This is a genomic window from Luteimonas rhizosphaericola, from assembly GCF_029888045.1.
Taxonomy (GTDB): domain Bacteria; phylum Pseudomonadota; class Gammaproteobacteria; order Xanthomonadales; family Xanthomonadaceae; genus Luteimonas; species Luteimonas rhizosphaericola.
The window spans coordinates 1-19,676 of the sequence record NZ_JARXRN010000025.1; the positions used below are offsets into that span (position 1 = coordinate 1).

20 protein-coding genes are annotated in these 19,676 nt (G+C 70.8%); 9 read left to right on the top strand and 11 right to left on the bottom strand.

The window, feature by feature from the left end:
- The first annotated feature begins 251 nt into the window (after nucleotides 1-251).
- Nucleotides 252-1,259: an integron integrase gene (locus QFW80_RS09365; protein ID WP_280601539.1), complete on the top strand. Its 1,008-nt coding sequence runs from the start codon at nucleotides 252-254 to the stop codon at nucleotides 1,257-1,259.
- Nucleotides 1,260-1,533: 274 nt separating this feature from the next.
- Nucleotides 1,534-2,496, top strand: a complete 963-nt coding sequence (locus tag QFW80_RS09370) for an SMP-30/gluconolactonase/LRE family protein (protein WP_280601541.1) — start codon at nucleotides 1,534-1,536, stop codon at nucleotides 2,494-2,496.
- Here the strand turns inward: QFW80_RS09370 and QFW80_RS09375 are convergent.
- The gene (locus QFW80_RS09375) at nucleotides 2,459-2,935 is read right to left on the bottom strand and encodes an Lrp/AsnC family transcriptional regulator (RefSeq protein ID WP_280601542.1); all 477 of its coding nucleotides are present in this window, start codon (nucleotides 2,933-2,935) and stop codon (nucleotides 2,459-2,461) included. The genes QFW80_RS09370 and QFW80_RS09375 overlap by 38 nt on opposite strands.
- Nucleotides 2,936-3,089: 154 nt before the next feature.
- Here QFW80_RS09375 and phhA point away from each other — a divergent pair, with 154 nt between their 5' ends.
- From phhA to QFW80_RS09395, 4 genes are all read left to right on the top strand, one after another.
- Nucleotides 3,090-3,980, top strand: a complete 891-nt coding sequence (gene phhA, locus QFW80_RS09380) for a phenylalanine 4-monooxygenase (RefSeq protein WP_280601544.1) — start codon at nucleotides 3,090-3,092, stop codon at nucleotides 3,978-3,980.
- Nucleotides 3,981-4,103: 123 nt separating this feature from the next.
- Nucleotides 4,104-5,300 (top strand): amino acid aminotransferase, encoded by a 1,197-nt coding sequence (locus QFW80_RS09385; protein WP_280601546.1) that lies wholly within the window; start codon nucleotides 4,104-4,106, stop codon nucleotides 5,298-5,300.
- 204 nt (nucleotides 5,301-5,504) lie between these two features.
- Nucleotides 5,505-7,664: a TonB-dependent receptor family protein gene (locus tag QFW80_RS09390; RefSeq protein WP_280601548.1), complete on the top strand. Its 2,160-nt coding sequence runs from the start codon at nucleotides 5,505-5,507 to the stop codon at nucleotides 7,662-7,664.
- Between the two features lie 140 nt (nucleotides 7,665-7,804).
- Nucleotides 7,805-8,506 (top strand): 2OG-Fe(II) oxygenase, encoded by a 702-nt coding sequence (locus QFW80_RS09395; protein WP_280601550.1) that lies wholly within the window; start codon nucleotides 7,805-7,807, stop codon nucleotides 8,504-8,506.
- Between the two features lie 211 nt (nucleotides 8,507-8,717).
- Here the strand turns inward: QFW80_RS09395 and QFW80_RS09400 are convergent, their stop codons facing one another.
- From QFW80_RS09400 to QFW80_RS09410, 3 genes are all read right to left on the bottom strand, one after another.
- Nucleotides 8,718-9,158, bottom strand: a complete 441-nt coding sequence (locus QFW80_RS09400) for a response regulator (protein ID WP_280601552.1) — start codon at nucleotides 9,156-9,158, stop codon at nucleotides 8,718-8,720.
- Nucleotides 9,155-10,240 (bottom strand): sensor histidine kinase, encoded by a 1,086-nt coding sequence (locus QFW80_RS09405; RefSeq protein WP_280601554.1) that lies wholly within the window; start codon nucleotides 10,238-10,240, stop codon nucleotides 9,155-9,157. Before QFW80_RS09405 ends, QFW80_RS09400 begins: the two co-directional genes overlap by 4 nt.
- 119 nt (nucleotides 10,241-10,359) lie before the next feature.
- Nucleotides 10,360-11,466: a PA0069 family radical SAM protein gene (locus QFW80_RS09410; RefSeq protein WP_425603540.1), complete on the bottom strand. Its 1,107-nt coding sequence runs from the start codon at nucleotides 11,464-11,466 to the stop codon at nucleotides 10,360-10,362.
- 51 nt (nucleotides 11,467-11,517) lie between these two features.
- On the opposite strand from QFW80_RS09410, the gene cls reads away from it, so the two are divergent.
- The 3 genes from cls to QFW80_RS09425 all read left to right on the top strand — a co-directional run bounded on the left by cls (nucleotide 11,518) and on the right by QFW80_RS09425 (nucleotide 14,284).
- Nucleotides 11,518-12,963, top strand: coding sequence for a cardiolipin synthase (gene cls, locus QFW80_RS09415; RefSeq protein WP_425603541.1), 1,446 nt, complete (start codon nucleotides 11,518-11,520; stop codon nucleotides 12,961-12,963).
- A gap of 257 nt (nucleotides 12,964-13,220) precedes the next feature.
- Nucleotides 13,221-13,502: a hypothetical protein gene (locus QFW80_RS09420; protein WP_280601556.1), complete on the top strand. Its 282-nt coding sequence runs from the start codon at nucleotides 13,221-13,223 to the stop codon at nucleotides 13,500-13,502.
- A gap of 29 nt (nucleotides 13,503-13,531) precedes the next feature.
- Nucleotides 13,532-14,284, top strand: a complete 753-nt coding sequence (locus tag QFW80_RS09425; protein ID WP_280601557.1) for a pyridoxine 5'-phosphate synthase — start codon at nucleotides 13,532-13,534, stop codon at nucleotides 14,282-14,284.
- 9 nt (nucleotides 14,285-14,293) lie between these two features.
- On the opposite strand, the gene QFW80_RS09430 is transcribed toward QFW80_RS09425, so the two are convergent.
- The 7 genes from QFW80_RS09430 to QFW80_RS09460 all read right to left on the bottom strand — a co-directional run bounded on the left by QFW80_RS09430 (nucleotide 14,294) and on the right by QFW80_RS09460 (nucleotide 19,583).
- Complete coding sequence (locus tag QFW80_RS09430) at nucleotides 14,294-14,695, bottom strand: ExbD/TolR family protein (protein ID WP_280601558.1); 402 nt, start codon at nucleotides 14,693-14,695, stop codon at nucleotides 14,294-14,296.
- Between the two features lie 289 nt (nucleotides 14,696-14,984).
- On the bottom strand, nucleotides 14,985-15,401 hold the full coding sequence (locus tag QFW80_RS09435; RefSeq protein ID WP_280601560.1) for an ExbD/TolR family protein: 417 nt from the start codon (nucleotides 15,399-15,401) through the stop codon (nucleotides 14,985-14,987).
- 15 nt (nucleotides 15,402-15,416) lie between these two features.
- Entirely contained in the window at nucleotides 15,417-15,842 is a 426-nt protein-coding gene (locus tag QFW80_RS09440; RefSeq protein WP_280601562.1) for an ExbD/TolR family protein, read from the bottom strand.
- Between the two features lie 24 nt (nucleotides 15,843-15,866).
- Complete coding sequence (locus tag QFW80_RS09445; RefSeq protein ID WP_280576506.1) at nucleotides 15,867-16,613, bottom strand: MotA/TolQ/ExbB proton channel family protein; 747 nt, start codon at nucleotides 16,611-16,613, stop codon at nucleotides 15,867-15,869.
- A gap of 76 nt (nucleotides 16,614-16,689) precedes the next feature.
- Nucleotides 16,690-17,358 carry an energy transducer TonB gene (locus QFW80_RS09450; protein WP_280601563.1) on the bottom strand — a complete coding sequence of 223 codons (669 nt, stop codon included), beginning with the start codon at nucleotides 17,356-17,358 and terminating at the stop codon, nucleotides 16,690-16,692.
- Nucleotides 17,359-17,507: 149 nt separating this feature from the next.
- A complete protein-coding gene (locus tag QFW80_RS09455; protein WP_280601564.1) occupies nucleotides 17,508-18,716 on the bottom strand; it encodes a tetratricopeptide repeat protein in 1,209 nt (402 codons plus the stop codon).
- A 75-nt stretch (nucleotides 18,717-18,791) separates the two neighbouring features.
- Nucleotides 18,792-19,583, bottom strand: a complete 792-nt coding sequence (locus tag QFW80_RS09460) for a M48 family metallopeptidase (protein WP_280601565.1) — start codon at nucleotides 19,581-19,583, stop codon at nucleotides 18,792-18,794.
- Between the last annotated feature and the right edge of the window lie 93 nt (nucleotides 19,584-19,676).

The window sequence follows — 19,676 nt, forward strand, 5'->3', positions numbered from 1 at the left end:
GCCAACGCCGAGTGAAACAGCAAATCTTGGAGCAAGCAGAAGCTCTAAGAAGTCGGTCACGTCTAAAGCCACCAGAAACTCTCCTGCCGCCTAACTACTAATAGACCCCACGCCGGGGCATAGCGCGACTTTGCGCGCGGGCGGTAAGGGAGTCAATCAGGTGTTTCCTACCGGAAACAGGGGCTTGCGCCGATAGGATCGGTTGGCGGGTCCCGGATGATGGCGTGGATATCCGGCATGGAGGCCGAGTAATGCGATATGACCGCGAGCATGCCGGCGTATCGGCAGCGCAGGGCGCCCAGGGGCGGCCGCGCCTGTTGGACGAAGTTCGAGCCCGGTTGCGGGTCAAACACTACAGTTTGCGCACCGAGCAGGCCTATGTGTACTGGATTCGCCGGTATATCCGCAGCTGCGGCATGCGCCACCCGCGGACTCTGGACGGTAGCGCGGTCGAGGCGTTCCTGACACGCCTGGCCTCCCAGGACAACGTCGCGGCCAGCACCCAGAACCAGGCCTTGTCGGCCCTGCTGTTCCTCTATCGCGAAGTCCTGGCGATGGAGCTCCCGTGGATGAAGGACGTCGTGCGCGCGAAGCGGCCCCCGCGCCTGCCGGTCGTGCTGTCGGTGGGCGAGGTCGACCGCCTGCTCGCGCAGCTGGCCGGTCGCGATGCGCTGATGGCGGGCCTGCTCTACGGCAGCGGCCTGCGCCTGATGGAATGCCTGCGGCTGAGGATCAAGGACGTGGATTTCGCGCGTGGAGAGCTGACGGTACGTGAAGGCAAGGGAAGCAAGGACCGGCGCACGGTGCTCCCGTCGCGGCTGCGCGAACCGCTGCAGCGTCAGATCGAGCAGGTGGCGCTCGTGCATGCGGAAGACGTGGCATCCGGGTTCGGTGAAGTCGCGCTGCCGCATGCCCTTGCACGCAAGTATCCGAATGCCGCCACGTCCGCGGCGTGGCAGTACGTGTTTCCCGCTGCGCGGCGTGCCCGGGATCCGCGCGACGGCAGGGCCAAGCGCCATCACCTGGACGAGAACGTGCTGCAGCGCGCGATCAGGCGCGCAGCGGCGCGCGCGGGGCTGGTGAAGCCCGTCACGCCGCATACGCTGCGCCACTCCTTCGCCACGCACCTGCTCGAGGCCGGGTACGACATCCGCACCATCCAGGAACTGCTGGGCCACAAGGATGTGGCGACCACGCAGATCTACACGCACGTGCTGAACCGTGGCGCCGGCGGGGTGCTGAGTCCGCTCGACCGCTGAGTCCCCGCGTCGTTCGGTGGTGTCACGACGTGGAGCATTTGAAGCAGGTGCGCGTTGCGGGTCCCGGGTCGACATCGTGTGCCCGCGCGCGGAATGACTTGTCTGCGGCCCCGACGGCCGGGACATCGCCTGGCAGCGCCACGTCCCGTCGCTGCTCGCGGGTGCGGGGCGAAAGTCTCCGTCCTGACGTCCTGGTGGCTGCTTTGCGCAATGCATCGGTCAACCGCGCCGACGCTGCCCACGGCGCGCGATTCGCATGCTAGCGTCGCCCGCGATGCCCATCCTCCCGCTGCATCCGAAGCCGCTGCGGCGCATCCTGCCGATACTCGCCCTGCTCGTGTCGCCGGCAATCTGCGAACCGCTCTACGTCACCACCGACCATGTCGGCGACGGCAGCTTCACCGCGAGCATCGAAGGACCGGCCACCGGGCCGGATGGTGCGCTGTACGCGGTGAACTTCCAGCGCGAAGGCACCATCGGCCGCGTGACCGGCGGGCACGGCGATGCGCGCGTGGACCTGTTCGTGCAGCTGCCTGCCGGGCGCACCGGAAACGGCATCGTGTTCGATGCGGGCGGGCGGATGTACGTCGCCGACTACACCGGCCACGCGATCCTGCGGATCGATCCGCGCACGCGTGCGGTGGCGGTACACGCGCACGATCCACGCATGCACCAGCCCAACGACCTCGCCATCGCGCCCGATGGCACGCTCTACGCCAGCGATCCGCGCTGGTCGCACGGCGATGGCCAGCTGTGGCGGATCGACCGCGATGGCCAGGTCCACCTGCTGGAAACCGGCATGGGCACGACCAACGGCATCGAGGTCTCGCCCGACGGGCGCCGGCTGTACGTCAACGAGAGCGTGCAGCGCCGGGTCTGGGCCTACGACATCGATGCAGGCGGCGGCGTGTCCGGCAAGCGCCTGCTGATCGCCTTCGACGACCACGGCCTGGACGGCATGCGCACCGACGAACGCGGCAACCTCTACATCGCGCGCTACGGCGCGGGCACGGTCGCGATCGTCTCCCCGCAGGGCACCCTGCTGCGCGAGGTGGCGCTGGCGGGACGCAAGCCCACCAACCTCGCCTTCGGCGGCAGGGATGGACGCAGCGTGTTCGTGACCCTGCAGGACCGCGGCGCGATCGAAACCTTCCGCAGCGCCCATCGCGGCCGCGCATCCGGCGGTGCATCCCTGGCGCTCACGCCGACGGCAGCGGCAGCCCCCGGAACGCCTTGACCGTGCGCAGCACGAAGCTGGAGTTCACGTCGGCCACGCCGGCCTGGGCCAGCAGCCGGTCGAGCAGGAAGCGCGAGAAGTGCTCCAGGTCGGCCACGGCGATGTGCAGGAGGTAGTCCATGTCGCCGGTCAGCGCATGGCAGGCCACGACTTCCGGCCACTGGTTCACCTGCTCGGCGAACGTGGCCACGGACGCCGCGTCATGTCTGGCCAGCTGCACGCGCACGAACGCCTGCAGCCCGAGGCCCAGCCGCTCGCCGTCGAGTTCGGCGCGGTAGCCGGCGATCATCCCCTCGCGCTCCAGCCGCTGCACCCGGCGCAGGCAGGCCGAGGCCGACAGGTGCACGCGTTCGGCCAGTTCGGCATTGGTCTGGCGGCCGGCGCGCTGGAGTTCGGCCAGCAGCTGCAGATCGGTGCGGTCGAGCGTGGATGCGGTCATTTCGTGCGCCAGACTCGTATCTCAGGCAATGATGATGCGCCGCCTGCCGTTCTCCGCGCAACTTCGCAAACCTGTTGCGCGTGGCTGCGGTTACGCTGCGGGAACCCGTTCCCCCCGGCCGTTGCCGCACCGGCCGCCTGCGCTGGAGATCGCCATGTCCGCCCCGCCCCGCCGCGTCGAGAACCTGCACACCGACAAGGGCAAGGTGCCCGTCTACGCCACCGGCATCGTCGAGCAGCCCTGGGACGACTACAGCGCCGAGGACCACGCCACCTGGGCCACCCTGTTCGCGCGCCAGCGCGAGGTGCTGGTGGGCCGCGCCAGCGCCCGGTTCCTGCAGGCCCAGGACGCGATGGGCATGAGTCCGCACGCGATCCCGAAGTACGCCGAGCTCAACGCCGTGCTGGGCGAGGCCACCGGCTGGCAGCTGATCGGCGTCGAGGGCCTGCTGCCCGAACTCGACTTCTTCGACCACCTGGCCAACCGGCGCTTCCCGGTCACCTGGTGGATCCGTACGCCCGAACAGATCGACTACATCGAGGAACCCGACCTGTTCCACGACCTGTTCGGCCACGTGCCGCTGCTGATGAACCCGGTGTTCGCCGACTACATGCAGGCCTACGGCCAGGGTGGCGTCAAGGCGCACGCCATCGGTGCCGAGGCGCTGCAGGCGCTCACGCGCCTGTACTGGTACACGGTGGAGTTCGGCCTGATCCGCGAGGACGGCGGCCTGCGCATCTACGGCAGCGGCATCGTCTCGTCGAAGGGCGAATCGCTGCACGCGCTGGAAAGCGCCGCGCCCAACCGCATCGGCTTCGACCTGGAGCGGATCATGCGCACCCGCTACCGCATCGACACCTACCAGAAGACGTATTTCGTGATCGACAGCTTCCAGCAGCTGATCGACGCCACCGCGCCGGACTTCACCCCGGTCTACGCGCGCCTGGCCGGGCAGCCGTCGATCGCCGCGGGCGACGTGCTGGACACCGATGCCGTGTTCCAGCGCGGCACCGGCGAAGGCTGGGCGAGCGACGGCGACGTCTGAGCGCGGCGCGGGCGACGGTTCCGTCCGCAACGACCCGGCCGCGCGCCCGCGCGACTGCTAGAATCACGCGGTTTTTCGCCGCGTGCGCGGCGCCCTTCCCTCCTGCCTGCGACCACTGCCGCCGTGTCCTTCTTTGCCCGCGTCGAACTCGTTCCCGGTGATCCGATCCTCGGCCTGACCGAGGCCTACAACGCCGATGCCCGCGACACCAAGGTCAACCTCGGCGTCGGCATCTACTACGACGAGTCCGGGCGCATCCCGGTGCTGCGCGCGGTGCAGCAGGTCGAGCGCCAGCTGGCCGAGCAGAGCAAGCCGCGCGGCTACCTGCCGATCGACGGCCTGCCCGACTACACCCGCGCCACCCGCGACCTGCTGTTCGGCGCCCGGTCGCCGCTGGTCGGCGAAGGCCGCGCCGTCACCACCCAGACCATCGGCGGCAGCGGCGCGCTGCGCGTGGGCGCGGAACTGCTGAAGAAGGCGCTGCCGTTCGCGCGCATCGCCATCAGCAACCCGAGCTGGGAGAACCATCGCGCGGTGTTCGGCGCGGTCGGGTTCGAGGTGGTGGACTACACCTATTTCGACGCCGCCGCGCACGGGCTGGATTTCGACGGCATGCTGGCCGACCTGGCCGCGCTCGAACCCGGCACCGTGGTGCTGCTGCACGCCTGCTGCCACAACCCGACCGGCGCCGATCTCACGCCCGCGCAGTGGGAACGCGTGGTCGCGCTGCTGCACGAGCGCGGGCTGTTCCCCTTCATCGACATGGCCTACCAGGGCTTCGACCGCGGCATCGACGAGGATGCGCTGGCGATCCGCCTGCTGGCCGATTCGCCGATCCGCAACTTCGTGGTCGCCAGTTCGTACTCGAAGTCGTTCTCGCTGTACGGCGAACGCGTCGGCGCGCTGACGGTGGTCAGCGATTCGGCCGACGAGGCCCGGCGCGTGCAGTCGCAGGTCAAGCGCCTGATCCGCGCCAACTATTCGAGCCCCTCCACGCACGGCGCGGCGCTGGTGGCGGGCGTGCTCAACGACCCGGCGCTGCGCGCGCAGTGGGAGGAAGAGCTGGGGCAGATGCGCGAGCGCATCCACGCCCTGCGCGCCGGCCTGGTGGAGCGGCTGGCCGCACACGGCGCGCCGCAGTTCGGGTTCATCCAGCGCCAGGCCGGCATGTTCTCGTACTCGGGCTTGTCGCGCGGACAGGTCGAGCGGCTGCGCGACGAGTTCGGCATCTACGCGGTCGGGACTGGGCGCATCTGCGTGGCGGCGCTGAGCGCCGGCAACCTCGACTACGTGGCGAAGGCGGTCGCGGCCGTCAGCTGATACGTCGTCCGCGCGCGCAGGCCGTACGCGCCCGCGCGATGCGCCATCGCCGCCCGGCTCGTCGCACGGCGGGGCCGGTTCGCCGCATCGCGCGCGGCCGCGTGTGCACGCGGCGCGCGGCGTCTGCCAGCATCGCGGCCACGGTGTCTTCATTCCCGATCGCGGAGACTGCGCGCCGATGATGTGCTTCCCGGTGTCTTCCTGATGCGCGCAGGCCGCGCGCCCTCGCCCCTGCGCCATTGCACCCTGCTCGCGGGGTTGGCGGTGGCCCTGTCCGCGCACCAGGCGGGCGCGCAGGACGCCTCGCCGGATCCGGTCACGCTCGACCGCGTCCAGGTCACCTCCGCGCGCCTGCAGGCGGTCGCCGCGTTCGACGTGCCCGCCTCGCTGAGCACGATCACCCTCGACGGCAGCGCCGCCACGCCGGGCGTGAGCGTCTCCGAAGCGCTCGGCGGCGTGCCCGGTCTGGCGGCGCGCGAGCGCCAGAACTTCGCCCAGGACACCCAGCTGTCGATCCGCGGCTTCGGCGCGCGGTCGACCTTCGGCGTGCGCGGCCTGCGCCTGTATGCCGACGGCATTCCCGCGACGATGCCAGACGGCCAGGGCCAAGTGTCGCACTTCAGCCTCGCGGGCGCGGAGCGGATCGAGGTGCTGCGCGGCCCGTTCTCGGCGCTGCACGGCAATTCATCCGGCGGCGTGGTGCAGATCTGGAGCGCGGACGGCGTCGACCCGACCCAGGGCCACGCGCAGGCCAGCGCCGGCCGCGACGACAGCCGCGTGCTGTCGGCCAGCGTGCGCGGCGCAGGCGACGTGTTCGGCGGCGCGCTCGCCGCCAGCCGCTTCGACACCGACGGCTGGCGCGACCACAGCGCCGCGCGCCGCACCTCGCTCAACGCGAAACTGCATGCCGACCTACCCGGTGGGGGCCGCGTGCAGCTGGTCGGCAACCACTTCGACGCGCCCGATGCGCAGGACCCGCTCGGGCTCACCGCGGAGCAGGTGCGGGACGATCCGCGCCAGGCCACCGCGGTCGCGCGGCAGTACGACACCCGCAAGTCCGCGCGCCAGGACCAGCTGGGGCTGCGCCTCGAGCAGCCGCTCGGCGGCGGCCATGCGCTGGAAGCGATGGCGTACGCGGGCCGGCGCGAGATCGAGCAGTTCCTGTCGGTGCCGGTGGGCGCGCAGTCCAATCCGCTCAGCTCCGGCGGCGTGATCGACCTGGATAACGACTACGGCGGGCTCGACCTGCGCTGGCGCTGGGCCGGCAGCCTGGCCGGGCGCACGCTGGAATTCACCGCCGGCGCCAATGCCGACCGCCAGCGCCAGCATCGCCGCGGCTACGAGAATTTCGTCGGCGACACGCTGGGCGTGCGCGGCGCGCTGCGGCGCGACGAGCGCAACCGGGTGCAGAACCTCGACCAGTACGCGCAGGCATGGTGGCAGTTCGCGCCGCGCTGGTCGCTGCTGGCCGGCGTGCGCCACAGCGACGTCCGCTTCCGCTCGCGCGACGGCTATGTCGCCACCGGCAACCCCGACGACAGCGGGCGCGTCGACTACGGCGAAACCACCCCGGTGGTGGGCCTGACGTTCGCGCCGCACGACGACTGGCGGCTCTACGCTTCAGCCGGCCGCGGCTTCGAGACGCCGACCTTCAACGAGCTGGGCTATCGCGCCGACGGCGGCGCGGGCCTGGCCTTCGACCTCTTGCCCGCCACCAGCACCAACGTGGAACTCGGCACGAAGTGGCGCAACGCGCGCGGCGTGCGGCTGGAGGCCGCGCTGTTCCGCGCCGACACCGACGACGAACTGGCGGTCGCGCGCAATGTCGGCGGCCGCAGCAGCTACCGCAATGTCGGCAGCGCGCGCCGCGAGGGCGCGGAACTGGCGGCGCTGCTGCCGCTGGGCACGGACTGGTCGCTGGCGCTCGCCGCGACCTGGCTGGACGCCCGCTTCCGCGATGCGTTCCCGATCTGCACCGGCGCCGGCTGCACCGATCCGACCGTGCAGGTGCCGGCCGGCACGCCGATTCCCGGCACCGCGCGTCGCCAGGCATCCGCGCGCCTGCAGTGGCAGCCGGGCGACTGGCGATTCGCGTTCGAAGCGGTGGGCGTGGGCCGCATCGGCGTCGACGATACCGGCAGCGAGCAGGCGCCGGGCCACGTCGTGGCGCATGCGGACGCGGCGCGCACGTGGAACACGGGACACGGGCGGTGGCGGGCGTTCGTGCGCGTCGACAACGTGTTCGACCGCGCCCATATCGGTTCGGTCATCGTCAACGAGGGCAACGGCCGCTACTACGAACCCGCGCCGGGCCGTGGCGTGCTGCTCGGGCTGCGCTGGGACTGGCAGGCGGGAATGGATTGAGGAGGGTCCCGCGCCGCCGGTGCGGCCGTGCGGCCGCAAGGCGTGGCGCGCCGTCCACGCCGGCGACGTCGGCGTGGCCCGCACCCGCCCGCCGACGCGTCGTCGTCGCCCGCGCCACGGGCGACCGCTAGAATCCAGGCATGGACGCGCCCGCCGATTTCATCGAGGTCTATTCCGCCGCGCTCGATGCGGTGACGTGCGACGCGATCGTCGCGCGCATGCGCGCCAGCGATGCGCTCTCGCCGGGGCAGGTCGGCGGTGGCGTGTATCCGGAGCTCAAGCGCAGCCGCGACCTGTCGATCAGCGACCGCGCCGACTGGGCCGATGTCGCCCAGACCTTGAACGTCGCCGTCTACGCCGGCCTGCTGGCATACCTGCGCCGGTATCCGCAGGCGCTGGTGGCGCCGCTGATGCTGCAGCAACCCGATGGCCAGGGCGGCCTGCGCCGCCTCTCGGCCGGCGACATCGCCGCGCTCGACGATCGCGCACTCGGCCAGCTCGCACGCACCTGCCTGCGCCCCGGCGCGATCAACCTGCAGTGGTATCGCGCCGGCGAAGGCGGCTATCCGTACTGGCACTGCGAACTGTTCCCGCGCGCGGCGGACTGCGAGACGCTGCACCGCCACCTGCTGTGGACGGTCTATCTCAACGACGGCTTCAGCGCCGGCGAAACCGAGTTCCTCTTCCAGCAGCGCAAGGTCGCGCCGCGCACCGGCGACCTGCTGCTGGCGCCGACCGCGTTCACCCACACCCATCGCGGCAACCGGCCCGAGGGCGGCGACAAGTTCATCGCCACCAGCTGGATCCTGTTCCAGCGCGCCGAAGCGCTGTATCCCGCCTGAGGCACAGGCGGCTGCGGCCGGCTTCCGGCTGCGGGCGGTCGCCTCGACTGCCCGCACTCTCCACGCATCCCACGGTGCGTAGCCCGGATAAGCGCAGCGCATCCGGGAATCGCGTCGCCGCGCGAGTCCAGCGCCCGCAGCGCGCCCTCGTCCGCCTCCGGCGCCTTCTCCCACGAGCGGGAGGAGGAACCGCCGGTACCTTGGCGCCCGATCAGCCGGCGACGCGCGGCTGGTTGAGCACCAGCCAGTACAGCCCGATCTGCTTGACCACATCAACGAACTGCCCGAAAGCGACCGGCTTGCGAATGTAGCTGTTGACGCCGAGCGCGTAGGTGGCTTCGACGTCGAAGGGCTCGTCGCTGGTGGTCAGCACCACCACCGGAAGCGAGCGGGTCCGCGCGTCGCCGCGGATCGCCTGCAGCACTTCGCGCCCGTCGAGCTTGGGCAGGTTGAGGTCGAGCAGCACGATCGCGGGCAGGTCGCGCGCATCGCGGCCGGCATGCACGCCCCGCGCGAACAGGTAGTCCAGCGCCTCGGCGCCGTCGCGTACCACCACCAGCTGACGATCGATTCCCGCCTCCGCGAACGCGATACGGGTGAGCTCCGCATCGTCGGGGTTGTCTTCGATCAGCAGGATGTTGCTCTGGTTCATGGCCTGTATTCCCCGCCCTCGCCGGCCACCGCCGGCAGTTCGATGAAGAAGGTGCTGCCCTCCCCGGGCTGCGAATCGGCCCAGATGCGGCCGCCATGGCGCCTGGCCACCTGTTGCGCGATCGCGAGGCCCAGGCCGTCGCCGCCGCCCTGTTCGGCGCCGTGCAGGCGCTGGAACGGAAGGAACAGCTTGTCAGCATAGCGCATGTCGAAACCGCAGCCGCGGTCGTGGACCGACAGGCGCAGGCGATCGCCCGCGTGCGCGCCGTCGACGGTGATCTCCACGCGTTCGCGCCCGGCCGAGAACTTCCAGGCGTTGTGCAATACCTGCTGCAGCAGCAGCTTGAGCGCGTGTTCGTCGCCATGCGCCGTCAATCCCGCCGGCACGTCGACCGTGGCCGCGCGTGCGGGATCGGCGTCCTGCAGCTCGGCCGCCACCCATTCGCACAGCAGGCTCACGTCGACCTCCTGCGCACGCAGCGGCTGGCGCGCGGCGCGCAGCAGCTCGAGCAGCGCCTGCACCAGGCGTTCGGCACGCATGGCCGCGGCGCGGATGCGGACGAGATCGGACTTGCCCGCCTCGCCCACGGCGCCGGATTCGTCCAGCCTGGCGGCGAAGCCCGCGATGCCCCGCAGCGGAGCCCGCAGATCATGCGACAGGCCGTGCGCGAGGTGCTCCTGCAGCCGCGCCGCTTCCGCGTCCTCGCGCGCGCGGCGGCGTTCGGCGGCGATGTCCTCGCAGTGCAGCAGCCAGGTGCCATCGGCAAGCGGGGACAGGGTCACGCGCCAGGCGGCTGCGCGATCCGTGCCGTCCGCTGCGTCGAGGGTCCCGTCGCTTTCCAGAACCTGTCGCTGCGGCGCGGTCCCGGCCGTGGCGAGCGCGTTGGCCACGCGCCCGCGGAGCGACGGCTCGAACAGCTCCGCGTGCGCCCGCGCACCCACCAGTGCATCGGCATCCCGCCCGACCAGCCGGCACAGCGCGGCATTGGCGGCCAGCCAGTCGCCCTGCGGAGACAGCACGGCCAACGCGGCGTCGACGCCGTCGAACGCCAGGCGGTAGGAGGGCTGGGCTGGAGCTTCCACGGCGGTTCTGGATCACGCGGGGACGGGCGTACGGGCGCCAGTCTACGGAACATCGGTGTGCAAGTTCGGTGCAAGGTCGATGAACGCGCGGGCGTTCCGGGCCGCCGCACGGCTGCGGTTCAGAACAGCTGTCCCTGGTCGCCGGGTGCCTCGGGCGGGCGGAACAGCGAGGTCTCGAGCGTCGGCAGGCGGGTGAATCCGAGCCGCCTGCGGGCGCGCTCGAACCGCTGTGCGAGCAGGTCGGCGAACGGGCCCTCGCCGCGCATGCGCGAACCGAAGCGGCTGTCGTAGTCGCGGCCGCCGCGCATCTGCCGCACCAGGCTCATCACGTGCGCGGCCCGGTCGGGGTGGTGCAGCTGCAGCCATTCGCGCCAGACGTCCTTGAGCTCGTGCGGCAGCCGCAGCAGGACATGGCCGGCGGCGCGGGCGCCGGCCGCGTGCGCGGCCTCCAGGATCGCCTCGATCTCGTGGTCGTTCAGCGCCGGGATCACCGGCGCCACCATCACTCCGACCGGCACCCCGGCCTCGGACAGTTCGCGCATCGCACGCAGGCGCGCGTGCGGCGCCGCGGCGCGCGGCTCCATCTTCGCCGAGAGCCGGTTGTCGAGCGTTGTGACCGAGAAGTACACCGTCACCAGGCGCTGCCGCGCGAGTGGCGCGAGCAGGTCGATGTCGCGCGTGACCAGCGCGTTCTTGGTGATCAGGCTGAAGGGGTGCCGGCATTCGGCCATCACCTCGATCAGGCTGCGGGTGATCCGGTAGCGGCGCTCGATCGGCTGGTAGGCGTCGGTATTGATGCCCAGCGCGATCGGCGAGCAGCGGTAGCCCTTGCGCGAGAACTCGGCCCGCAGCCGCTCGGCGGCATTGGTCTTGGCGAACAGCCGGGTCTCGAAATCCAGGCCCGGCGACAGGTTGAGGTAGGCGTGCGAGGGCCGCGCGAAGCAGTACACGCAGCCGTGCTCGCAGCCGCGATAGGGATTGACCGACTGGCCGAAGCCGATGTCCGGCGAATCGTTGCGGCTGACGATGCTGCGCGCGCGCTCCTCGTGCACCCGGGTGTCGGGGTGCGGTTCGGGATCGGTGTCGTCGCGCGCCTGCAGGCTGTCCCAGCCGTCATCCTCGGCGTGGGTGGTGGCGGTCTCGAAGCGCCCGGACACGTAGGAGGCCGCGCCGCGGCCCTTCAGCGCCGCGGTCGCCGGCGCACGCGCTTTCGTCGCCATCGACATCCCGCTAGCCTACGCCCCGGGCGTCGCAACGGTCGCGACGACGGAGCCGCCGTGCCGATCCTCGACGTGTTCAAGCAGGGCTGGGACGCGCTCGCCGGCGTGCCCTACCTGCGCCTGTACCTGACCCTGGGCTGGGCGCTGTACCTGGTGCTGCTGGGCGGCTGGATCATCCTGCAGAAGCGCGAGCCGGTGGCGACCCTGAGCTGGCTGCTGGGGCTGGCGCTGCTGCCCTACGTGGGATTCCTCGTCTATCACGTGTTCGGCCCGCAGCGGATCGAGCGCCAGCGGCTGCGCCGGGCGCGGGTGCGCGGCGACCTGCCGGCCCAGGCCTTCGCCGAGGACGACGAGGTGGCCGAGCTGGCGCGCATGGCGCGCGCCACCACCGAACTGCCGATGACCACCGCCAGCGACGTGCGCCTGCTGGTGGACGGTGCCGCCAAGTACCGCGCGCTGCTGGACGACATCCGCGCCGCGCGCGAACACATCCACCTCGAGTACTACATCTGGGACCGCGGCCACAGCAGCGACGCCCTGTGCGCCGCGCTGGTGGAACGCGCGCGTGCCGGCGTGCGCGTGCGCCTGCTGCTCGACGCCATCGGCGCCTCCGGCGCGCGCAGGTGTTTCGGCGAGCTGGTGCAGGCCGGCGGCGAACTGGCCTGGTTCCACCCCACCCGCTTCGGCCACGTCTGGCAGCGGCCGTGGACCAACCTGCGCACCCACCGCAAGATCGTGGTGATCGACGGCCGCGTGGGCTACACCGGCGGCATGAATGTGACCGACGACCAGAACGAGACGGTCAACCCGGCCGCGTACCGTGACCTGCACCTGCGCCTGGAAGGCAACGCGGTGCGCGAGCTGCAGCAGGTGTTCGTCGAGGACTGGGCCTACGCCACCGGCGGGCGCGAGTTCATCGGCGAGGTGGTGCGGCAGACGCCGGAGCTGCCGCGCGGGACGGTGCGCGCCCAGGTGATCACCTCGGGTCCGGATTCGCCGTGGGAGGCGATCCACCGCGCCCATGTCGGCGCGATCCATGCGGCCAGGCGGCGGGTGTGGCTGACCACGCCCTACTTCGTGCCGGGCGAGGCGGCGATGATGTCGCTGACCTCGGCCGCGCTGGCCGGGCTCGACGTGCGCCTGCTGGTGCCGCGGATGAGCGATTCGCGGCTGGTGACGCTGGCCGCCCGCTCCTACTTCGGGCCGCTGCTGGTGGCCGGGGTGAAGGTCTACGAGTACGGCCCGCGCATGCTGCACACCAAGGCGCTGCTGGTGGACGACACGCTGGCGGTGGTCGGCAGCGCCAACTTCGACCACCGCAGTTTCCGGCTCAATTTCGAGGTCTCGGTGCTGTTCGACGATGCCGCGCTGGTGGCGTCGCTGGCGCAGCTGATCGAGGGCGAACTGGCGCACGCGCCACGGGTGCGGCAGGGGCGGCACCGCGGCCTGCTGACCGCGCGCCTGCCCGAGGCGCTGGCCCGGCTGTTGTCGCCGCTGCTCTAGCGCGGGTTCGGCGGCGGGAGTCGGCATTCGTCGCACCGGCCGGGGGCGGGCGACGCCGGAGGCGGGATGCCGCCGCCGCGCGGAGGACGCGCGGTGATCCGGACACGTCCGGGCGCGTCGGCGATTCCATCGGCGGGGCGCAGACGACACGTGTCCGGAGGCCCGACGGACCGGCGGTAGCCGCAAGCCTCCCGGCGGCATGCGCCGTCCCGGGTTGCGGGTAGACTTGGCCGGTGTCCCAGCAGCGGAGCCTGCCCATGCCCTGGTTGTTCCTGTTGCTCGCGATCGCGGCCCTGGCGATCGCCTTCATGACCGCGTCGATGACGGTGGTGGTGCTCAGCCTGGTCGCGGCGCTGGTGCTGCTGGGGCTGTGGATCCTGGGGCTGCTGTCGCAGCGCATCGACACCCGCAGCCGCGACGACGCGCAGATGCTCGACCCGCGCGAACTGCAGCGGCTGCGCGAGCTCGCCGAGGCGCGTCGCGCCGAGCCGGCGGTCGCACCGGGCCCGACCGCCATGGACGAACCGCGGGCGCCCTGAGCGATGCGTCGCGCCAGGCGAGGCGACGCGTGAGCGTCCGCCTCAGCGTCAATCTCAACAAGGTCGCGGTGCTGCGCAACTCGCGCGGCGGCGCCGAACCCGACCTGGTGCGCGCCGCCCGTACCTGCCTGGACGCCGGCGCGCACGGCATCACCGTGCATCCGCGCCCGGATGCGCGCCACACCCGCCACGATGACGTGCTGGCGCTGGCCGGGGTGTGCCGCGACTACGGGGTCGAGTTCAATCTCGAGGGCAATCCGTTCGCCCCGCCGCGCAGCGGCTATGCCGGCTTCCTCGCGCTGTGCGAACTGGTGCGGCCCGCCCAGGCGACGCTGGTGCCCGACGACGATGCCCAGCTGACCTCCGACCACGGCTTCGACTTCGGCCGCGACGAGGCCGCGCTGCGGCCGCTGGTCGCGAGGCTGGCGGATCTCGGCTGCCGGGTCAGCCTGTTCGCCGATGCGGGCAGCGATGTCGCACGCGCGGCGGCGATCGGCGCGCACCGGATCGAGCTCTACACCGGCCCGTACGCCGAAGCCTTCGCGGCCGGACGCCCCGGCACCGCCCTGCCCGGCTTCATCGCCACCGCGCGCGCGGCAAGCGCGGCCGGGCTCGGGGTGAATGCCGGGCACGACCTCAGCCAGGCCAACCTCGGCGCGTTCCTCGACGCGGTGCCGGGCGTCGAGGAGGTCTCGATCGGCCACGCGCTGATCGGCGAGGCCCTTTACGACGGCCTGGCGACCACGGTGCGCCGCTACCTGGCGATCATCTCGGGACGTTGAACCCGGGCGCTACTGCCGGACGAAGCCGATGTTGGACAGGCCCGCGTTGCGGGCCGTGGCCAGCACCGTGGCGACGGCCTGGTAGTCGCAGTCACCGTCGGCCTCGATGCGCAGCAGCGGCTGGCGTCCGCCGCCAATGGCGTCCCGCATCCGGGCGGGCAGCGCGGCGCGATCGATCGCGCTCCCGTTCCAGGCCAGCTGGCCTGCGGCATCGATACGCAGGTCGATCGGCGCCGGTGGCGGCAGCGGTGCGTCCGTCGGCTGCGGCAGGTCGAGGTCGATCTGCTGCGAGAGCGCGGGTGCGGTGACCATGAAGATGATCAACAGCACCAGCAGGACGTCGCACAACGGGATGATGTTGATTTCGGCGATTGCGGGCGTGGCCCGGTGGGTCGCATCAGCGAAAGCCATGACTCACCTCCGTGGACGGGTGGGGGTCGCCTCCGACGCTACGCCCGGCGCGGGGTGGCGGCAATCGAGACCATGGTCGAGTACGGCGGCGCGAGGCCGGGCGCCGGCCGGGTCCCGGCCCAGGGCCGGGCGGCGCATGCGGCAGGCCGTCGGCCGCGCGGCCCACTGCGCGCAGCGGGTCCGCTGGCATGCCCACGGGACACAAAAAAACGCCGCCCGGAGGCGGCGTTCAAACTTGCGTTTCGGTAAGCGGCCGGCGCGCTGCAGGCGACGCCGGTCGGTCGTGCGGTTACTTCTTGACGAAACCGATCTTCTGCATGTGCGCGTTCTTGGCCGACGCCAGCACCTTGGCCAGGATGCCGTACTCCGCGTCCTCGCTCATGTCGATCTCCAGCGTGGGCTGGTTGGTGACATCGCGCTGGACCTCGGCATCCATCATCTGGCGCAGGGCCGTGACCGGGGTCGGGCTGTCGTTCCAGTAGATGGTGCCACCGGCGTCGATCCGCAGGCGGATCGGCTCCGGCGGCTCGACCGGATTGTCGGGCGGGTTGAGCGAACGCTGCGGCAGGTCGACGTCGATCGGATAGGACACCTGCGGCGCGGTGACCATGAAGATGATCAGCAGCACCAGCATGATGTCGCACAGCGGAATGATGTTGATGTCCGCCATCGGCGCGCCATCGCCACCACCTGATGAAAAAGCCATCGTGCGTTCTCCGGATCAGTTCTTTTCGCGGGCCGAGACGAAGCCCACCTTGCGCATGCCCTTGGACTGCGCAAGGTTGACCACCTCGTTGACGACCCGGTACGGCGTCGTCGCGTCGCCACGCACGTTGACCGGTGGTTGCGGCGTCTTCTGCGCTTCCACCGCCAGCGTGCTGTCGAGCAGGTCCATCGTCACCGGCTGGTCGTTGAGGTACAGGTTGCCGTTGGACGTGATCGCGATCGTCAGCGGCGGCGCCGCCGGCTTCTCGTCGGGACGTTCATCGAGGTTGGCCTGCGGCAGGTCGACCTTGACCTTGTGCGCCATCAGCGGCGCCGTGACCATGAAGATGATCAGCAGCACCAGCATCACGTCGACCAGCGGCACGATGTTGATCGTGGCGTTGACCTTGTCGTGACCGTCACCGCCTGAACTGAAGGCCATGTCGAATCTCCGTCAGTGTTTCGATCAGCGCGCGACGTCGCCGACGCGCGAACCCGTAGCGAAGAAGTCGTGCAGGTCGTGCGCGAAGGTGTCGAGCTTGTTGTTCGTGCTGCGGTTGAGCCGCACGAAGAAGTTGTAGCCCAGCACCGCGGGGATCGCGACCGCCAGACCGATCGCGGTCATGATCAGCGCCTCGCCCACGGGACCCGCGACCGCGCCGATGTCGGCCTGGCCGGTGGCACCGATGCGGATCAGCGCGTTGTAGATGCCCCACACCGTACCGAGCAGGCCGACGAACGGCGCGGTCGCACCGACGGTGGCGAGCACGGTCAGGCCGGCTTCCAGGCCCAGCGACTCGCGGGTCACGGCCTGGCGCAGCGCGCGGTCGACGAATTCGGAGCGGCTGAGCGATTCGGCCAGGCGCGAACCGTCGTGGCGCTGGTGGTGCGCGGCGGCCTGGGCGGCATCGAGCGCGACCTTGGAGAACGGCTCGCTCTTGGGCTGCTCTTCCATGAAGCGGATCGCGTCCTGCGCGTTCGGGGTTTCCCAGAACGTGGCGATCACCCGGTCCGAGTTCTTCTTCAGGCGGATGTTCTTGATGAAGTTGTAGATGATCCAGTAGATCGAGAGAACCGACATCAGGACCAGGACCAGGAACACGATCCAGTTCACGACTGTCATGTGTTCCATCAGGTTCGCGAAGCCCATCTGGGTCAGGGCCTCGGCGTTGTTGCCTCCGGTCACCGGGGCGGCGGTGGTTTCCTGCAGCATGACGCTTACCTTCTAGATGTTGTTGAGTGTAGGAAGTGGAACGGGTGTAGCGATTGGAAATCGTGGAGCGTGTCGCTCAACCGCCGAGGTTGAAGTCGACGGGGACGCGCACCCGACCGGCGGCCGGCTGGCCGTTGACGATCGAGGGATTGAAGCGCCAGCGACGGGCGGCCTGCATGGCTGCCCGGTCGAGGTCGCGGTTGCGGCTGGACTTCTCCACCGACACGTCGGTGACGTTGCCCTGTGCATCGACGCTCACCACCAGGATCACGGTGCCCTGGATGCCTGCGCGCAGGGCGGCCGGCGGGTACTGCGGCGGGTTCATGGCGCGCGAGGAGATGTCGACGCTGGCACCGATGTCAGGCGACGGCGCGGGCGGCGCGGGCGGTGCCGGCGGCGGCGCGGGCGTGTCGACCGGCGAGGGTTCGTCGAACACCACCGGCGGCTCTTCAGGCGGCGGCGGCAGCGGCGTGGGCTGCGGCGGGACCAGCTCCTTGATCGGCTGCGGCTTCGGCGGCTCGGGCGGCGGCGGCGGCGGCGGCGGGGGAGGCGGCGGCGGTTCGATGATCACCACGCGGGTGGCGTCGTCGTCCTGCTGTTCGGCTTGGGGTGGGGTGGCGGGCGCCAGCAGCAGCAGCAGCGCTGCGGCATGGATCGCCACCACCAGGGTGAATCCGGCGATTCGCGCCCAGTCCAGACCTTCGTCTTCGTCTTTCTTGTCGGTCGTCGGCAAGCGGTCGGTCATGCGTTGAACTCAAGTCTGGCCGGGCAGCGGGTTGCCCGTGGTCGTGTCATGCCGTCGCCGGTTTTCGGCGACGGGAACTTCCAAGCTTATACCAATCCGCTGGCGCGATACCAACCGGTGTCCTGTCCCGATCGTGTCACTGGAACGTGCTACTGCGAGCGGGCCAGAATGCCCTTGGCTTCGTCCGGCGCCCTGACGCCCTTGTCGATCGCCTGCTGCGCGGCCTGCTTGGCCTCGGCCATGCGGCCCTCGTTCGCCAGCAGCTTGGCCAGGTTGAGGTAGGTCTCGCCGTTGGGCGCCAGCGGCGCTGCCTTCTGGTAGGCGGCGATCGCCTCGTCGATCTGCTGCGGCTCGCCGAAGTAGTGCGCCTGGGCGAGCGCGACGTAGGTCTGGTAGTCGGGCTTGAGGATGTTCTTCTCCAGGCCCTCGTTGATCACTTCGATCGCCTTCGCCTGGCCGTCGTCCAGGCTCAGGTAGGAGGCCATCAGGTTGCGGTACTCGCGCTCGTCGGTGAGCTCGCCGCGCGCGCGCAGCGCCTCGTACACCGCGGCCGCCTTGTCGTACTGCTCGGTCTGCAGATAGGTGGCGGCGAGATTGAGCTGCGAACGCTTGTCGTCGGGCGTGCTCGAGGCGATCTGTTCGGCGAGCCGGGTCGCCTCGGCGCCCTGGCCCGATTCGGCGTAGGCGGCCATCAGCATCTGGCGCCATTCGGGCTTGGCCTCGGGGGATTCGGCCAGCGGCTTGAGCGCGGCGATCGCTTCCGGGTAGCGCTCCAGGCGCAGCAAGATGTTGCCCCTGATCGCGGCGATGTCCGGATCCTGGGTGCGGGTCTCGGTCTGCAGGCGGTCGATCGTGGCCAGCGCCTCGTCGTAGCGCTCTTCCTGCGCGTGCAGCTGGGCGACGATGCTCATCACTTCGTAATGTTCTTCGTTGCCCAGACCGTTGGCCTCGAGCGCGCCCTGCAGGTACTGCAGCGACTTGGCGTCGTCCTGGCCGATCAGCAGCGCGCCGGCGATGCGGCCCGCGAGCGACTTCTCGTAGGCATTGGATTTCGGATCGGCAATGATCTCGTCGGCGATCGCCTGGGTCTGCGCCACATCCTGCGCCTCGTACGCGTCCGACAGCTTGCCCAGGCGGGTGCTGCTGGACCGCGACGACGGCTTGGTCTCCGGCTCCTCGCGGGTGGCGTCGGGGAAGCGGGCGGGACGCTCCGCGGCCTGGTCCTCGGCCTTGGCGGCCCGCTCGGCACGACGCTCTTCCGCGCGCGTGCTCTGCGCGAGCGCGGCAGTGGTGGCCAGCATCAGGCCAGTGGCCATCATCGCGGTCAGCAGGCGGGTCGGGGCGTGGGTCTTGGACATGGGCTCACCTCGGGTCATGCCGCGCATCCGCGGCAGGGTTGGAACGGATCGTTGCGTGGATGGGATGCAGCGCGGTCAGCGACAGGCCGGCCGGCGGCCGGCGGCGCGCGCCTGTTCGTAGGTGGGCACCAGCTGGGTGGCGCGCGCCTGCAGTTCGGAGATGCGGCTCTGCGGGTCGGGATGGGTCGACAGCCACTGCGGCGGGCGGCTGCCGCCGGCGGCGATCATGTTCTGCCACAGCCCGACCGCGGCGCGCGGGTCGAAGCCCGCCTGCGCCATCATCCGCTGGCCGACCACGTCGGCCTCGGTTTCCTGGACGCGCGAGCCGGGCAGCAGGAATCCGGTCTGCGCGAGCATGCTGCCGCCCTGGGTGGCGAGCTGGCCGTAGTCGCCGGCGACCGCGCCCAGCAGCTGCACCGCGCCGGCGGCACCCATCTGCCGGGTGATGCGCTCGTCGTGGTGGCGCTCGACCACGTGCCCGATCTCGTGCGCGACCACGGCGGCCAGCTGGTCCTGGTCCTTGGCGACCTTGAACAGCCCGGTGTTGATGCCGACCTTGCCGCCGGGCAGTGCGTAGGCGTTCGGCTCGTCGACCGCGAACACCGCGCTTTCCCACGCCATGGCGCGCTGGTCGCCGGGCAGCTGCTGCACCAGCGCGTTGACCACGCAGCGCACGTAGGCGTTCTGGCCGGAATTGGTGCTGAGCGGGCCCTTCTGCTTGGCCTCGGTGAAGGCCTGCGCGCCAAGCTGGTTGAGCTGCTCCTGCGAGACCGCGCCCACGTACTGGGTACGTCCCGTGGAGGAGGTCGTGGTCGCGCACGCGGCGAGCGACGCGACGATGACCAGCATGGCGAAAGCGTGCTTCATGGACCCTGTTCCCTGACCGAAGGCGGCGAGTTTGGCGGCGGCCGTCTTAAATTTTCGTCAACCGCGTGCGGCCGATGGCGGCCGTCCGCGGGT

What these genes read in the sequence shown, in the direction of transcription:
- QFW80_RS09365 (WP_280601539.1), top strand. Translation starts at nt 252, where the DNA reads ATGCGATATGACCGCGAGCATGCCGGCGTATCGGCAGCGCAGGGCGCC.
- QFW80_RS09390 (WP_280601548.1), top strand. Translation starts at nt 5,505, where the DNA reads ATGCGCGCAGGCCGCGCGCCCTCGCCCCTGCGCCATTGCACCCTGCTC.
- QFW80_RS09375 (WP_280601542.1), bottom strand. Translation starts at nt 2,935, where the DNA reads ATGACCGCATCCACGCTCGACCGCACCGATCTGCAGCTGCTGGCCGAA.
- QFW80_RS09460 (WP_280601565.1), bottom strand. Translation starts at nt 19,583, where the DNA reads ATGAAGCACGCTTTCGCCATGCTGGTCATCGTCGCGTCGCTCGCCGCG.
- QFW80_RS09370 (WP_280601541.1), top strand. Translation starts at nt 1,534, where the DNA reads ATGCCCATCCTCCCGCTGCATCCGAAGCCGCTGCGGCGCATCCTGCCG.
- QFW80_RS09395 (WP_280601550.1), top strand. Translation starts at nt 7,805, where the DNA reads ATGGACGCGCCCGCCGATTTCATCGAGGTCTATTCCGCCGCGCTCGAT.
- QFW80_RS09420 (WP_280601556.1), top strand. Translation starts at nt 13,221, where the DNA reads ATGCCCTGGTTGTTCCTGTTGCTCGCGATCGCGGCCCTGGCGATCGCC.
- QFW80_RS09435 (WP_280601560.1), bottom strand. Translation starts at nt 15,401, where the DNA reads ATGGCTTTTTCATCAGGTGGTGGCGATGGCGCGCCGATGGCGGACATC.
- phhA (WP_280601544.1), top strand. Translation starts at nt 3,090, where the DNA reads ATGTCCGCCCCGCCCCGCCGCGTCGAGAACCTGCACACCGACAAGGGC.
- QFW80_RS09455 (WP_280601564.1), bottom strand. Translation starts at nt 18,716, where the DNA reads ATGTCCAAGACCCACGCCCCGACCCGCCTGCTGACCGCGATGATGGCC.
- QFW80_RS09445 (WP_280576506.1), bottom strand. Translation starts at nt 16,613, where the DNA reads ATGCTGCAGGAAACCACCGCCGCCCCGGTGACCGGAGGCAACAACGCC.
- QFW80_RS09440 (WP_280601562.1), bottom strand. Translation starts at nt 15,842, where the DNA reads ATGGCCTTCAGTTCAGGCGGTGACGGTCACGACAAGGTCAACGCCACG.
- QFW80_RS09410 (WP_425603540.1), bottom strand. Translation starts at nt 11,466, where the DNA reads ATGTCGATGGCGACGAAAGCGCGTGCGCCGGCGACCGCGGCGCTGAAG.
- QFW80_RS09450 (WP_280601563.1), bottom strand. Translation starts at nt 17,358, where the DNA reads ATGACCGACCGCTTGCCGACGACCGACAAGAAAGACGAAGACGAAGGT.
- QFW80_RS09400 (WP_280601552.1), bottom strand. Translation starts at nt 9,158, where the DNA reads ATGAACCAGAGCAACATCCTGCTGATCGAAGACAACCCCGACGATGCG.
- QFW80_RS09430 (WP_280601558.1), bottom strand. Translation starts at nt 14,695, where the DNA reads ATGGCTTTCGCTGATGCGACCCACCGGGCCACGCCCGCAATCGCCGAA.